This is a genomic window from Phycobacter sedimenti (assembly GCF_038148855.1).
In the GTDB taxonomy this organism is placed as follows: domain Bacteria; phylum Pseudomonadota; class Alphaproteobacteria; order Rhodobacterales; family Rhodobacteraceae; genus Phycobacter; species Phycobacter sedimenti.
The window spans coordinates 298994-313230 of record NZ_JBBVGR010000007.1; the positions used below are offsets into that span (position 1 = coordinate 298994).

12 protein-coding genes are annotated in these 14237 nt (G+C 61.5%); 6 read left to right on the plus strand and 6 right to left on the minus strand.

Features of this window, described 5'->3' with window-relative positions; genetic code table 11:
- The first annotated feature begins 36 nt into the window (after nt 1–36).
- A complete protein-coding gene (locus AADA15_RS14470) occupies nt 37–2496 on the plus strand; it encodes a GcvT family protein (RefSeq protein WP_341642257.1) in 2460 nt (819 codons plus the stop codon).
- A gap of 468 nt (nt 2497–2964) precedes the next feature.
- Complete coding sequence (locus AADA15_RS14475; RefSeq protein ID WP_341642287.1) at nt 2965–5250, plus strand: Orn/Lys/Arg family decarboxylase; 2286 nt, start codon at nt 2965–2967, stop codon at nt 5248–5250.
- Between the two features lie 565 nt (nt 5251–5815).
- Here AADA15_RS14475 and rsmD read toward each other — a convergent pair.
- Nucleotides 5816–6379 (minus strand): 16S rRNA (guanine(966)-N(2))-methyltransferase RsmD, encoded by a 564-nt coding sequence (rsmD, locus tag AADA15_RS14480; protein ID WP_341642258.1) that lies wholly within the window; start codon nt 6377–6379, stop codon nt 5816–5818.
- Complete coding sequence (locus AADA15_RS14485; protein WP_341642259.1) at nt 6376–7587, minus strand: NAD(P)/FAD-dependent oxidoreductase; 1212 nt, start codon at nt 7585–7587, stop codon at nt 6376–6378. Before AADA15_RS14485 ends, rsmD begins: the two co-directional genes overlap by 4 nt.
- 98 nt (nt 7588–7685) lie before the next feature.
- Between AADA15_RS14485 and AADA15_RS14490 the strand changes: the two genes are divergently transcribed.
- Nucleotides 7686–8174, plus strand: a complete 489-nt coding sequence (locus AADA15_RS14490) for a peroxiredoxin (protein WP_341642260.1) — start codon at nt 7686–7688, stop codon at nt 8172–8174.
- Between the two features lie 279 nt (nt 8175–8453).
- Entirely contained in the window at nt 8454–8873 is a 420-nt protein-coding gene (locus tag AADA15_RS14495) for a hypothetical protein (RefSeq protein WP_341642261.1), read from the plus strand.
- Nucleotides 8874–9078: 205 nt separating this feature from the next.
- On the opposite strand, the gene queF is transcribed toward AADA15_RS14495, so the two are convergent.
- From queF to queC, 4 genes are read right to left on the minus strand one after another with little or no spacing between them, the layout of a single operon-like run.
- Entirely contained in the window at nt 9079–9543 is a 465-nt protein-coding gene (gene queF / locus AADA15_RS14500) for a preQ(1) synthase (RefSeq protein WP_341642262.1), read from the minus strand.
- Nucleotides 9544–9559: 16 nt separating this feature from the next.
- The gene (queE, locus tag AADA15_RS14505) at nt 9560–10270 is read right to left on the minus strand and encodes a 7-carboxy-7-deazaguanine synthase QueE (RefSeq protein WP_341642263.1); all 711 of its coding nucleotides are present in this window, start codon (nt 10268–10270) and stop codon (nt 9560–9562) included.
- Complete coding sequence (queD, locus tag AADA15_RS14510; protein WP_341642264.1) at nt 10267–10620, minus strand: 6-carboxytetrahydropterin synthase QueD; 354 nt, start codon at nt 10618–10620, stop codon at nt 10267–10269. Before queD ends, queE begins: the two co-directional genes overlap by 4 nt.
- Entirely contained in the window at nt 10620–11321 is a 702-nt protein-coding gene (queC, locus tag AADA15_RS14515) for a 7-cyano-7-deazaguanine synthase QueC (protein ID WP_341642265.1), read from the minus strand. Before queC ends, queD begins: the two co-directional genes overlap by 1 nt.
- A 313-nt stretch (nt 11322–11634) precedes the next feature.
- On the opposite strand from queC, the gene AADA15_RS14520 reads away from it, so the two are divergent.
- Both AADA15_RS14520 and AADA15_RS14525 read left to right on the plus strand, forming a co-directional pair.
- Nucleotides 11635–12867 (plus strand): FAD-binding domain-containing protein, encoded by a 1233-nt coding sequence (locus AADA15_RS14520; protein WP_341642266.1) that lies wholly within the window; start codon nt 11635–11637, stop codon nt 12865–12867.
- Nucleotides 12864–14237: an ABC1 kinase family protein gene (locus tag AADA15_RS14525; RefSeq protein WP_341642267.1), complete on the plus strand. Its 1374-nt coding sequence runs from the start codon at nt 12864–12866 to the stop codon at nt 14235–14237. The genes AADA15_RS14520 and AADA15_RS14525 overlap by 4 nt, the downstream gene beginning before the upstream one ends.

Sequence of the window (14237 nt, forward strand, 5' to 3'; positions counted from 1 at the left end):
GATCAAATCGAGGATTCGCACTGGAAGGACATACCGATGGCTCAGAAGCTTCCCACGCATGCGCAGACTGTGATTGTCGGGGGGGGCTCTATCGGCTGCAACACCGCCTATCACCTGACCAAGCTTGGCATGTCCGACGTTGTCGTTCTGGAGCGCGACAAACTGACATCAGGCACCACGTGGCATGCAGCGGGGTTGATCGTGGCGGGCCTTCTGCCGTCCGAGGCCGAATGCGAGATCTACACACATGGACGGGATCTCTATGCCAATCTGGAAAAGGAAACCGGTGTACCAACGGGGTTTCGCGACGTCGGTTATCTGCAAATCGCCAACAACGAGGAACGCGTCCATGAGATGCGGCGCCTGGCCCCCTTCATGCGTCGGCACGGGATCAACATTCACGAAATCTCACCGAAGGAAACCGCCGATCTGTTCCCAATCGGGGATATGAGCGATGTGCTGGCGGGTTTCTATATACCGGAAGATGGCCGTGCCAACCCGGTTGACGTGACCATGTCGCTGGCAAAAGGCGCCCGGATGGGCGGCGCCCGGGTTTTCGAAGATACCACAGTGTCCGAAATCCTGGCCAAGAACGGAACAGCGACTGGCGTACGAACCGCTGATGGCCAAACCATCACGGCCGAAAACGTCGTGATCTGCGGTGGGATGTGGTCGCGCCAATTGGGGGCCAAAGCTGGGATCAACCTTCCGCTACAGGCGGCCGAGCACTACTATCTGATCACCGAAAATATCGAAGGTCTGAGCCGCGACCTGCCCGTGCTCGAAGACCCCTCGACCTACACCTACTACCGCGAAGAGGTGGGAGGATTGATGCTGGGCCTGTTCGAGCCGGGCGCGGCGCCGTGGAAACTGGAAGGCATCCCCGAGAATTTCTCCTTTGGAGAGATTGAACCCGACTGGGACCGGGTCGGCCCGCATCTGGAAAAGGCCTATTCCCGCGTGCCGGATGCCTTGAATGTTGGCGTGCGTAAACTGTTCTGCGGACCGGAAAGCTTCACCCCGGATCTGGCCCCGCTGGTCGGAGAAACCCCCGAGCTGCGCAAGTGTTTCGTTGCCTGCGGAATGAACTCTTTGGGGATCCTCAATGGAGCGGGCACAGGCAAGGTGCTGGCCCATTGGATCGTTGACGGTCATCCCCCTCTCGATGTCACCGGCATCAACGTGAACCGCTTCACCCGCCACGAGTCCACCCCTGCCTTCCGCCGGGATCGCGGCCCCGAACTGCTGGGGAAAATGTTCGGGCAGCACTATCACAACGAAAGCTATCAAACGGCCCGCGACTTGAAACGGTCGGTGCTGCATGACCGGCTCGCGGCCAATGGCGCCTATTTCACCGAAGGGCATGGCTGGGAAATGCCGGACTGGTTCGCGCCCACACCGGAGCAGGCAAAGATCGAGAAATACAGCTGGTTCCGTCAGAACTGGTTCGACTGGCACGCCGAAGAGCATCGTGCAGCCCGCGAGGACGTGATCATCATGGACATGTCGACCATGTCCAAATTCCAGGTGGAAGGCCCCGATGCACTTGCCCTGATGAGTCGCCTGTCCTGCAACGAGGTCGACGTGGAGCCGGGGCGGCTGGTCTATACCGCCTGGGTCAATGAAAAGGGCGGCTTCGAGGCCGATCTGACCGTGACCCGTCTGGCACGGGACCGTTTCATGGTCGTCGTTGGCGAAAACAGCCATGGCCATACGCTGATGCGAATGCAGCGTTATATTCGGGAGGGCGAGGTCGTCGTCATCACAGACCTCACCCCAGCCATCACGCAGATCAACATTCATGGCCCCAAAGCGCGCTTGCTGATGGAGAAGGTGACCACCGCGGACATGTCGAACGAAGCTTTCCCCTTCATGACCTGCCAGGACATCGACGTTGGATACTGGGTGGTCAGAGCGCTGCGGGTCACCTTCGTTGGCGAACTCGGCTGGGAGCTTCAGGTGCCATCCTACGCAGCGGTCCAGATCTATGATCTGCTGAAGGAGGTCGGCGCGGAATTCGGCCTGCGCGACGCGGGAATGCAGACTCTTAATTCCCTGCGTCTGGAAAAGGCCTATCGCGATTTCGGGCTGGACGTGGACAATACCGACAATCCGATCGAGGCAGGGCTGGGCTTTGCGGTCAAGCTCGACAAGCCTGGTGGGTTTGTCGGCCGTGATGCGCTTGCAGAAATCAAGGCGCGAGGCGTTCCGAAAAATCGGATGCTGCAGTTCCTGCTGCAGGATCCCGAGCCCCTTCTTTACGGGAACGAGTGTATCTACCTCAACGACGCCGAAGTCGGGCATCTGCAGGTGGGCGGCTACGGTCACAGCCTGGGCGGAGCGGTCGGGATTGGTTTTGCCGAATTGGACGAACCCTTGACCGCAACCCTGGTTGAGAACGGCGAATGGGAGATCGAAGTGGCCGCAAAGCGCTATAAGGCAAGGGCCTCTCTGAAGCCCTTGTTCGATCCTGGAATGAAGAAAATCAGGTCTTAAGGAGGCATGTCCGCCAAATGGTGAGGTGAATGGTCCTGTTTGTATCGGGAGAGTGGAATAGTTTTCGGAACGCTCAGGCCCTGTCCGTTTTACCTCTTTTGCCAGTTTGAACGCGACATGCTGATCAGCCCCACCTGAGTGGTCCAATTTGATTGTTAGTGCATGACCGGTCTTGGGACCATCTGGACGATGGCTTCCGGGCCGAAGCTCAAACGACTGTCATGGGTCGCCTGCGAATACCTAGAACCAAACAGATAGCGCCAAAACCCATTGAACTTGCCGTACAAGCCCTTTGCGAGGTTGCTGGCGATAGGAATAGCCATCTTTCATGTGAAGGGCCGCTTCACCGCAGGCGGGGCGAGCGGGCCGTTGACAATGAAACCTCCTGGTGGTGCGTTTGGTACTTGACGTCGTTACCCGAGGTTTCGAGAACAGATGGAACTCGAAAGCCGCATCAAGGACGGACAGATGAAGTTTTGCTTTCCCATTGTCATCATCGACGAGGATTTCAGATCAGAGAATACTTCGGGTTTTGGAATTCGAGCCCTTGCACAGGCCATCGAAGCAGAAGGGTTCGAGGTGCTTGGCGCGACGAGTTACGGTGATCTGTCGCAATTCGCCCAGCAACAGAGCCGCGCGGCCGCATTTGTCCTGTCGATCGACGATGAAGAGTTCAGCCCAGGCCCCGACCTCGACCCGGCGGTTGTGAATCTCAGAAACTTCATCGAGGAGGTCCGCTACAAGAACGAAGATGTCCCGATCTACATCTATGGCGAGACCAAGACGTCGCGGCACCTGCCGAACGATGTTCTGCGCGAGTTGCACGGTTTCATCCATGCCTTCGAGGACACGCCCGAATTCGTCGCCCGCCACATCATCCGCGAAGCGAAGAACTACCTCGAATACATCCAGCCGCCGTTCTTCAAGGCGCTGCTCGATTATGCCGAGGACGGTTCATACTCGTGGCACTGCCCCGGGCATTCGGGCGGGGTCGCCTTTCTGAAATCGCCCATCGGGCAGATGTATCACCAGTTCTATGGTGAGAACATGCTGCGCGCCGATGTCTGCAACTCGGTCGAGGAACTGGGCCAGCTGCTCGACCATAATGGCGCCATCGGCGCGTCCGAGCGCAATGCCGCGCGGATCTTCAACGCCGATCACTGCTTTTTTGTCACCAACGGCACCTCGACCTCGAACAAGATGGTCTGGCACCACAACGTCGCTCCGGGCGATGTCGTGCTCGTGGACCGCAACTGTCACAAGTCGATCCTGCATTCGATCATCATGACGGGCGCGATCCCGATCTTTCTCAAGCCAACGCGCAACCATTGGGGGATCATCGGCCCGATCCAGAAATCGGAGTTCGAGCCGGAGGCGATCAAGGCCAAGATCCGGGCAAACCCGCTGCTGGAAGGGGTCGACCCCGACACCGTAAAACCGCGCATCCTCTCGCTCACGCAATCGACCTATGACGGGGTGCTCTACAACACCGAAGTGGTGAAGGAGATGCTCGACGGATATGTCGAGACGCTGCATTTCGACGAAGCCTGGCTGCCGCACGCGGCCTTCCACCCGTTCTACGGCGCCTACCACGCAATGGGCCGCAAGCGCGGGCGCACGAAAACCTCGGTGGTCTACGCCACTCAGTCGGTCCACAAGCTTCTGGCCGGTATCAGCCAGGCCAGCCACGTTCTCGTGCAGGATGCGCAGGACGCCAAGCTCGACCGGCATCTCTTCAACGAATCCTATCTCATGCACACCTCGACAAGCCCGCAATACTCGATCATCGCCAGCTGCGATGTCGCGGCGGCCATGATGGAACCGCCGGGCGGTACGGCATTGGTCGAGGAAAGCCTTATGGAGGCACTCGATTTCCGGCGTGCGATGCGCAAGGTCGACGAAGAATATGGCAACGACTGGTGGTTCCAGGTCTGGGGGCCCGACGACCTGGCCGACGAAGGGATCGGTCGCGCACAAGCCTGGGAACTGAAAAAGACCGACAGCGAAGCCGTCGAAAGCTCGGGCAACGACGCCTGGCACGGTTTCGGCGACATGGCCCGCAATTTCAACATGCTGGACCCGATCAAGGCAACGATCATCACGCCGGGCCTGAACATCGACGGTCGGTTCGAAGAAACCGGCATCCCGGCCTCGATCGTCTCGAAATACCTGACTGAACACGGCGTTGTGGTCGAAAAGACCGGTCTCTACAGTTTCTTCATCATGTTCACCATCGGCATCACAAAGGGCCGCTGGAATACGCTTGTCGCTGCGCTCCAGCAATGCAAGGACGACTATGACCGGAACCAGCCGCTGTGGCGGGTCATGCCGGAATTCTGCGCCAAGCAGGCGCGGTACGAACACATGGGACTCAAGGACCTGTCCCAGCACGTTCATAATCTCTACGCGAAATACGACGTGGCGAAGCTGTCGACCGAGATCTACCTGGGCGACCACCGCCCGGCCATGTCGCCGCTTGAGGCTTTTTCCCACATCGCGCAAAGGAAAACGGACAGGGTCGGGATCGACGCGCTCGAAGGCCGTGTGACGACGAGCCTCATAACCCCGTATCCGCCCGGTATCCCGCTTCTTGTTCCGGGCGAGATCTTCAGCAAGGAGATCGTGGACTACCTTCGGTTTAACCGCGAATTCGCCCGCGAATGCCCTGGCTTCGAGACCGATATCCACGGTCTGGTTCAGGAAGTCGGGGAGAATGGCGAGATCAGGTATTTTGCCGACTGCGTCGCTGAGTGAAGCCGGAATTGAACGTCGCGCGGTAAGAACGGGGCACTATCGTCCACGATGGCGGTCCCATGTTTTTCGTCACAAGTGGGGGAACTCTGGACCACATCTGCGGCGGGCTCGGGGCTGACTTGTGCTGGGGAAGAAAGAACCCGCTGTCAGCGCCATCTGACCGTCTGCTTTGATCGTCGCGCCCGTCCTCAGGGCCCGTGCTGAAGCCTCCGTGACACCAGCATCGGTCACACCCAGTTTCAGATCTGGCCATGTATGGGAGGCCCTTGCGGGCCTCGGCACCAGAGGACACGACGATAGGTTATGCGCCTTCGAAGGATTTCGACATACCGGGCCCATATTCTCGCAAAACGTACTCCATCGCCGCTACATCCAAGTCCCTGATGAGCCCACTTGAGCGGGGCCCATGCACTTTGCGCCCCCCCACCCATTGCGATTGATAAACATAGTGCCACTCAAGGCGGTCCGTGTGCTCGTCGCTTGGCCAGAACAGACCAGACATAATCACCGCCTGTTCTGCGAACCGTGAATCATGCCGCCAAGCGGAAATCAATGGATCCTGGCCCTAGAGCTCGGCCTCGTCCCGCCACATCAGGGTGATATGGGTATCTCCGTACTTGCGGCAGTCCTGCGCCTCATACCCCCGAGGCGGCTGCATGGGGGCGTTTTCCTCCCAGATGATCAGTGCCCCGGGGGCGATCCAGCCGCCGGCCTCGGCCACCTCCAGCGCCTTTTCCCCCAGGCCCTTTCCATAGGGCGGATCAAGGAAGACCACATCATAGGGCGCGTCCGGGTTCTGGCCCAGTTTCAGCGCATTGCGGCGCACGAGTACCGTGCGATCCTCGGCGCGGCAGATGGCGATATTCTTCCGGATCAGGCCTTGGGCCACCCGCCCGTCATCGACAAAGGTCACCGATGTCGCTCCGCGCGACAGCGCCTCAAGCCCCAGCGCGCCAGTGCCCGCAAAAAGATCCAGCACCCGCGCGCCGTCGATGGCGCCGGTGTGCATCAGCACGTTGAACAGGCTTTCGCGCACCCGGTCCGTTGTAGGCCGCAAATGCGCGCCCGCATCCCCCTTGCCTACCGCTGCCAGGGCGCGGCCACGAAACTCGCCCGCGATGATCCTCATGCCTTCAGGAGCGGCTTCAGATCAGCCTCGGGATCGGCTACCACGGATTTATCGGCACTCTTTCCCGCATCGATCAGGCGCTTGCCGACCATATAGGCGCGCGGATCGTTCATCGCATCGACAGCCACCAGCTGATCGCCCTTGTAGTACCAGAAGGACACGGTCTGCCCCTCCCCCCGGCGGGTGACCACGTTGTCATAGCCGCTGTTCAGCCCGGCGATCTGCAGTTTCACATCGTATTGATCGGACCAGAACCAGGGCTGTGCCACATAATCCTTTTCCGCACCCAGCATGTTCCGCGCAACGATTTCGGCCTGATCAATAGCGTTGGGCACGCTCTCCAAACGGATCCGGACGCCCATGTAGGGGAAGGACGCACAATCCCCCGCCGCCCAGATCGACGGATCCGAGGTACGGCCCTGTGCATCGACCCAAATGCCGTTTTCGATCGTCAACCCGGCCTGTTCAGCCAGCACCGTGGCCGGAGCAATGCCGACACCAACGACCACGAAATCCACCTCCAGGGTCTCGCCCCCGGACAGAACCGCCCGCGTGACCTTGCCATCCTCCCCTTCGAGCCGCTCAAGACCCGTTCCTTCGCGGATGTCCACGCCATGTCCCTGATGCAAGGCGCGGAAATAGTCGGAGGTTTCAGATGCAGCGACTCGCTGCAGGATCCGGTCGGCCATTTCCACCAAGGTGACGGAAAGGCCCCGTTTTGCACAGACGGCTGCGGCCTCTAGCCCAATATAGCCGCCCCCCACGATCAGCACCCGCTTGCCTTCGCTCACATGGGGCGCCATCGCGTCCACGTCCGAAAGGCAGCGCACGACGAAGACACCATCAAGATTTCCGCCTATACTGTCAGGCAGTCGGCGCGGGTTAGACCCTGTTGTCAGCGCCAACTGGTCATAGGCAATCACCTCATCTCCCAAAGAAACCGTCTTGGCTACCGGGTCGAGGCCGGTCACGGTCGCTCCAAGCTTCAAAGTGATGTTGTTTTCGGCATAAAAACTCTCGGGGCGCAGAAACAGGCGCTCTTTTTCCATCTCCCCCAGGAGATAGGCCTTGGACAGCGGCGGGCGCTGATAGGGCGGCGCAGTCTCGGCGCCAATCAGGGTGATTTCTCCCTCGAACCCCTCCTTGCGCAGCTTTGCCACCAGGGAGGCCCCCGCCTGCCCCGCTCCGATTACCACGATATGGCTCATGTCTCCCCTTGCCTCCTGCCCCGGTTCTGGTCACGTTCACTGCGGACCCTATATGGGGGACCAAGGAAAACGCAATCACGACAGAAGAGGAACGCGCGATGATTTCAGTCGGAGACAAACTGCCGGACGCCACGATGGTACAGATGGGCGCCGAAGGGCCGGAGCCGGTGCAGATGGCGGATAAGGTCAAGGGCCGCAAGGTCGCAATCTTTGCGGTGCCGGGTGCCTTTACCCCCACGTGCCATTCGGCTCATGTACCCAGCTTCATCCGCACTAAGGACCAGTTCGACGCCAAGGGCGTGGACGAAATCATCTGCATTTCGGCCAATGATCCTTTCGTGATGAAGGCCTGGGGCGATGCCACCGGCGCGACCGAAGCCGGGATCACCATGCTGGCCGATGCCGAAAGCGCTTTCACCGATGCGATCGGCATGCGCTTTGATGCACCGCCCGCCGGGCTGATCGGTCGCTCTTTGCGCTATGCCATGCTGGTCGAAGACGGTGAGGTGAAGATCCTCAACCGCGAAGAAAACCCCGGCCAGTGCGAGCTGTCCGCCGGCGAGGGCCTGCTGGACTCCATGGGCTGATCAGGACCTGCCACGCGCCGGAGAATTCCCCCGGCACGTGGCAGCTTTCGCAGCCGAATGCCCCCCCCGGCCACGCCCGCGGCACCAGGGCGGCGGATCACTTCGGCATCGGCGCGCTCGATGATCTGAACGACAATCCCCATCACGCCTCTCCAACAGGAGGGTTGTCATCGGCGACAGCGGCTGGGGAGTTCGAGGAAGGAGTACCCTGCAAATGAGAAGCTGGAGATCATCCGAACCGTCGAAGGATCGCACCTGCCGACCAAGGAAGCCCCTGATTTGTTGGGCATTCCCCGCACGACGTTCTACCGTTGGTATGATTGCCACCTCAAAGGCGGCCCTCATGCCGAGGCAGATCGCTCACCCCGGCCAAAGTCAGTCTGGAACCGCATACCCCAGGAAAAGCGCGACGATCTGATTGAATTTGCACTGGACCATCAAGCACTGACAACACGGAAACTGACAGTCAAATACACCGACGAGAAGCGGTGCTTTATCTCTGAAACATCGGCCAGCCGGATACCAGAGGCCGATGACCTGATCACTGCGCCGGACTATGTGGCAATCAAAGCTGCGGGTGAGTTCCACAACAAAATCGCGGCCATCCACGGTATGTGGCCACGGTATGTGGCAGACCGATTTCACCTACCTCAAGGTTACCGGGCGGGGCTGCTTTTACCTTGGTACGATCCGCGATGACTACGGCCGCTCCATCAGTGCCTGGAAGCTCTGCACGAATATGCGGACCGAGCGAGGATGTGACGACACCATTGACCTGCCCCTGACAGCATCGGGCTGCGCCCAGAGGCCCGCCCGTGTCCGGCGCCGGAATTGCAGATGCGCGCGGGACCGCGTTACAAACTCTTAGGGCAAGTCACGCCATGGAGCACCAGTTATGCCCAGGTCAGCCCCGTCCACGATATGGAGGAACACCCTGGTCAGGCAGCCACACGCCCTCAGGAAGAGGGCCGGTCTGCCAGAACACGTCGATCGGGATACCGCCACGCGGATACCAGTAGCCACCGATCCGCAGCCATTGCGGGTCGAGGAAATCGACCAGCCGACGCGCGATCGATATGGTGCAATCCTCGTGGAAGGCGCCGTGATTGCGGAAGGACGTCAGGTAGAGCTTCAGAGATTTCGATTCCACCAGCCACTGCCCCGGCACGTAGTCGATGACCAGATGCGCAAAGTCGGGCTGCCCGGTCATCGGGCAAAGCGAGGTGAATTCCGGCGCGGTGAAGCGCACGTTGTAGCTGATATCGGCCTGCGGGTTGGCGACCCGTTCAAGTTCGGCCTCTTCAGGGGATGCGGGGATGCGGGTGGCCCCGCCGAGTTGCTTCAGATTGCTGTAGATCGTGTCGGTCATAACGGTCTCCGGGGGATCAGACGCCGCGCTTGTTGCCCCAGATCAGGACATGCAGTTGCGGCAAGATGCGGGGCGCGAACCAGCGGTCCGCCATTGCGGTGTCGCACAGCCAGCCAAGCCGGTCCGCAAGGGCTTGCGGGTCGACCGAGATCTCCGGGTCGACCTCGGGATTGCCGGGCTGCAGGTAGAGCGGCAGATCGGGGTGGCGGGCATGGGCCGTCTTGGCCCAGTCGTAATCAGCGCGGTCGAAAATGACGATCTTCATCGCTGTGCTGCGGGCCTCACGACCGGCCTCCACGCAATCGGCGAAGCTGTTCCAGTCCACCTGCTCCCCGCTTGAGGGCGGCTTGGGCGACAGGACCAGCGTATCGAGATCGGCAAACCAGGGTTGCGGGACCGACCCCTGCGTTTCGCAGGCAAAACGGTATCCCGCCGCCCGTCCAAGGGCGATGAGTGGCGCGAAATCCTGAATCGCAGGGTTGCCACCGCTGAGCGAGATCATCATGGGCTGGTCCCCGGAGAGACCGCTCAGCTCTGCCCAGACCGCCTCGGGGGTCATCGGGGCCCAATCGTGACGATAGGCGCTGTCCACCGCGTGCATGCTGTCGCACCACGTGCATCGGTAGTCGCATCCGCCTGCGCGCACAAAAAGCGTGGGCTCGCCGATCAGCGCGCCTTCACCTTGGATCGTGGGGCCGAAAATCTCGGCTATGCGCAGGCGCGTCATGGTCGGTATTCGGCCCAGGTCTTGGGCGTCTCGCTGACCAGAACGGCGCAGGTCTCGGGCCAACGGGACTTGCACCAGTCGTAGAAGTGCTTTGCCATATGCTCGGCGGTCGACGGAACGTCCATCACGTCGTTCAGATGCCGGTGATCGAAGGTCTCGTCGATATAGGTCTTGAGCGGCTTGAGGTCGTGGTAGTCGCGCACGAAGCCGTCCGCGTCGAGCGTCTCCGCAGCAAGTTCGACCACGACGATGTAATTGTGCCCGTGCAGCCGGGCACATTGGTGATCTGCCGGGAGATGAGTGAGCTGGTGAGACGCGGAGAAATGGAACTCCTTGCGGATACGGAACATCAGCGCGCCTCCTTTTCGGCCACCGCTGCGACCCAGTAATCGGGATCAGCATAGATGGTCGGGTCTTCGACCCCGGCAAGGTGGAAGGCCTCGCGCCGCTCCACGCAGGTGCCGCAGCGCCCGCAATGCACCTCGCCGCCCTTGTAACAGGACCATGTCTGCGCAAAGGGCGTGTCGTACTTGGCGCCCTCGACCACGATGTCGGCCTTGGTCCGCTCCACGAAGGGCGTGTAAAGCCGCACGTCGGCATAGCCGTCAAGGGCCATGCGCTGCATCGCTTCGAAGGCCTGCGTGAAGGCCGGGCGGCAATCGGGATAGATGAAGTGATCGCCGCCATGCACGGCCGTCGCCACAGCCGCATCGCCATTGGCCGCGGCCACGCCGAACCCTACGGCCAGCATGATTGCATTGCGGTTCGGCACCACAGTGATGCGCATCGTCTCTTCGGCGTAGTGCCCGTCGGGTACATCGATATCGTCGGTCAGCGCCGATCCGGTCAGCGCGGCCCCGATGGTGCGCATGTCTATCAGATGATGCGGCACACCGAGGCGCTGCGCGGCGGCGGCGGCGAAATCGAGTTCCTTGCTGTGGCGTTGGCCGTAATCGAAGGAGACCAGCCGCGTGAGCTCATGTTCCGCGGCGACAAGATGGGCGAGGGACACGGAATCGAGCCCGCCCGAGCAGATGACCAGAGTTTTCATTTTTTGACCCTTGTTTTGATGACCGGGTAGGCTGCGACCGGTTTGGTGGCTGATAAAGACAAAACATCTGAACCGCAAGGTCACGCGATGCTGGCTGCGAGGGCGCCACTGCCCGCAGCTTTTGACCGGTTTCTTATGAAAGGAGATTGCGGGAGACTGGGCACAAGGCGCTCGGAGATGGCCCCTCTGATCGGCTCCGGCTCAATGGTGGCAAAGGGTTGCTCGCGCCTTCATCTGGTACCTCGCCGGGGTAGCCCCGCGTTTTGGCAGCGCACGCCATTGACACGTCCCCGGCGCAGAACATCTTAGCGGCATGAAAGAGAGCGACCCAGATTTCGGCCCTGCGACCCGCAGCGCTGGTGTGCAGCGATTGGAAACGTTTCAGCCGCGTATGGGCATCGGTTATGCCGCCCAGCGCAACCATGATTGCGGACCGGGGCGGCATGACGCCGTATCTCGGCTGTCGCCCTATCTGCGTCGCCGCCTCTTGACCGAGCCGGAAGTGATTGCCGCGGCGCTGGCCGTCCATGGCCCCGAGGCGGGCGAGAAATTCATTCAGGAAGTCCTGTGGCGCGGATACTTCAAAGGCTGGCTGGAACGGCGCCCGCAGACCTGGACCGCCTTTGTCACCGGGCTGAACGCCGATCTCGCCGCCCTGCGGCAGGATCCCGCCCTGACCGCGCGCGTCAACGCCGCCGAGGCCGGCGAAACCGGCCTTGCCTGTTTCGACGCCTGGGCCCATGAGCTGACGCGCACGGGATACCTGCACAATCACGCACGAATGTGGTTTGCCTCGATCTGGATCTTCACCCTTAAGCTGCCGTGGCGGCTGGGCGCGGATTTCTTCTTGCGGCATCTGCTGGATGGCGATCCTGCGTCGAACACCTGTTCGTGGCGCTGGGTCGCGGGGCTGCACACGCGTGGAAAACCCTACGAGGCGCGGGCCTCGAACATCGCCCAATTTAGCGGCGGGCGGTTTGCCCCGCGTGAGAACGAGTTGGCGGCAGACGTGGTCGGGTTGATGCATGAGGAGCCGGACGGTCTGCCCGAGGTGCAGCCGCTGCGCCCCGTCCTCGCGCCGCAGGCGGGCGTGCCGACCGCACTCCTGTTGACCGAGGAGGACTGCTCGATTGGGCCCGCTGATATCGTACCGCTCGACATCCGGGTAGCGGCACGGTTTCGGGCAAGCGGTTTGCGGTCTTCGCGCCCGGTTTCCGCCGCCGTCGCCGCCTTTGAGGACGGCGCGCTGGAAGATACCGCTGCGCGGGCGGGGCTTGCCACCGCGGCGCTTACAGCCCAAGAGCCCGAAAGCCTTGCCCAGTGGGCTCAGTCGGCAGGCGCGCGCCAGATCGTCATGCCCTATGTGCCGGTCGGGCCGCTGGGCGACTGGATGGCGCGCGCCCGGCCCGTGCTGCGCGGGCGTGGGATTGCGGTTGCAGAGTGTCAGCGCGAGTGGGATGCCCTGGTCTGGCCGCATGCAACGGCAGGCTTCTTCAAGGTCAAGAAACGCCTGCCCGAGATCCTGCACAAAGCAGGCCTCGCATGACCGATCAAGCAGGCCGGGATATACCTCCAAACCAAAGGCCCTCGACCCCAAGGAATGATCCGCATTCACCGCAACCGATCAAGGTACCCGCTGGCCGGGTCAGCCGTCTTGTGCGCCTCGGCAGCCTGACGGCGGGGATCGCGGGTGGCGCAGCGCTTCAGGCTATCGGCGGCATGGCGCGCGGCACCCGGCCTGATCTTCGTGGCCTGCTGGTGACACCGGGCAACGTCCGGCGATTGGCCGACGAACTGGCCCGTATGCGCGGTGCCGCCATGAAACTCGGCCAGCTCTTGTCCATGGATGCCGGAGAAATCCTGCCGCCCGAACTGGCACAGATCCTAGCCCGTTTGCGGGATCAGGCGCATATCATGCCGCCGTCACAGCTCGGGCAGGTGCTGGAGCGGGAATGGGGGCCGGGCTGGCGGCGTCAGTTCCGGCGGTTCGACGTGCGCCCCATCGCGGCCGCCAGTATCGGTCAGGTTCATCGGGCGTGGACGAAGGACGGCCGGGATCTGGCAATCAAGGTGCAATATCCCGGCGTCGCCAAAAGCATCGACAGCGACGTGACTAATGTTGGCGCCTTGCTGCGCCTCTCCGGCCTTCTGCCGAAGGGGTTCGACATTTCGCCTTACCTCGCCGAGGCCCGCCGCCAGCTGCATGAGGAAACGGATTACGCCCGCGAAGGCGCGCAACTGAACCGATTTGCAGAGTGGCTCGACGGGTCGGACAGCTTTGCCCTGCCCCGATTCCATGCCGACCTGAGCACGTCGCACATCCTCGCCATGTCCTTCATTGCCGGGCGACCCATCGAAACCCTGGCCGATACGGATGTCGCCACCCGCGATCGCGTCATGACGGAACTTATCGACCTGACCCTGCGCGAGGTCTTTGTGTTTGGCGCAATGCAGAGCGATCCCAACTTTGCCAATTACCTTTACGACGCCGACACGAAGCGTATCGTGCTGCTGGATTTCGGCGCGGCGCGAGATCTCGCCCCCGCGGTCACGCATGGCTATGCCGATCTTCTACGAGCCGGACTGTCCGGCGATGCTGGCGGGCTTCGGGATGCGGCCGTTGCCTTGGGGATGATCCAAGCCGGGCCTGAAGGTGGGGCGTTCGATGCCCGCTTGCTTGCGCTGATGGCACGCGTTTTCGAGGCGCTGGGCGCGGATCATTTCGACTTCACCGATCAGACCCTTCTCAGGGCCCTGAACGCCGAGGGCATCGCCTTGGCGCAAGGCGGGTACCACCCACCGTCTGTACCTATGGATGTGCTCTATCTACAACGCAAATTCGGCGGGCTCTTCCTGCTCGGGAACCGTCTACGCGCCAATCTGCACCTGCGCCGGATCATCGAACCCCATCTGTGA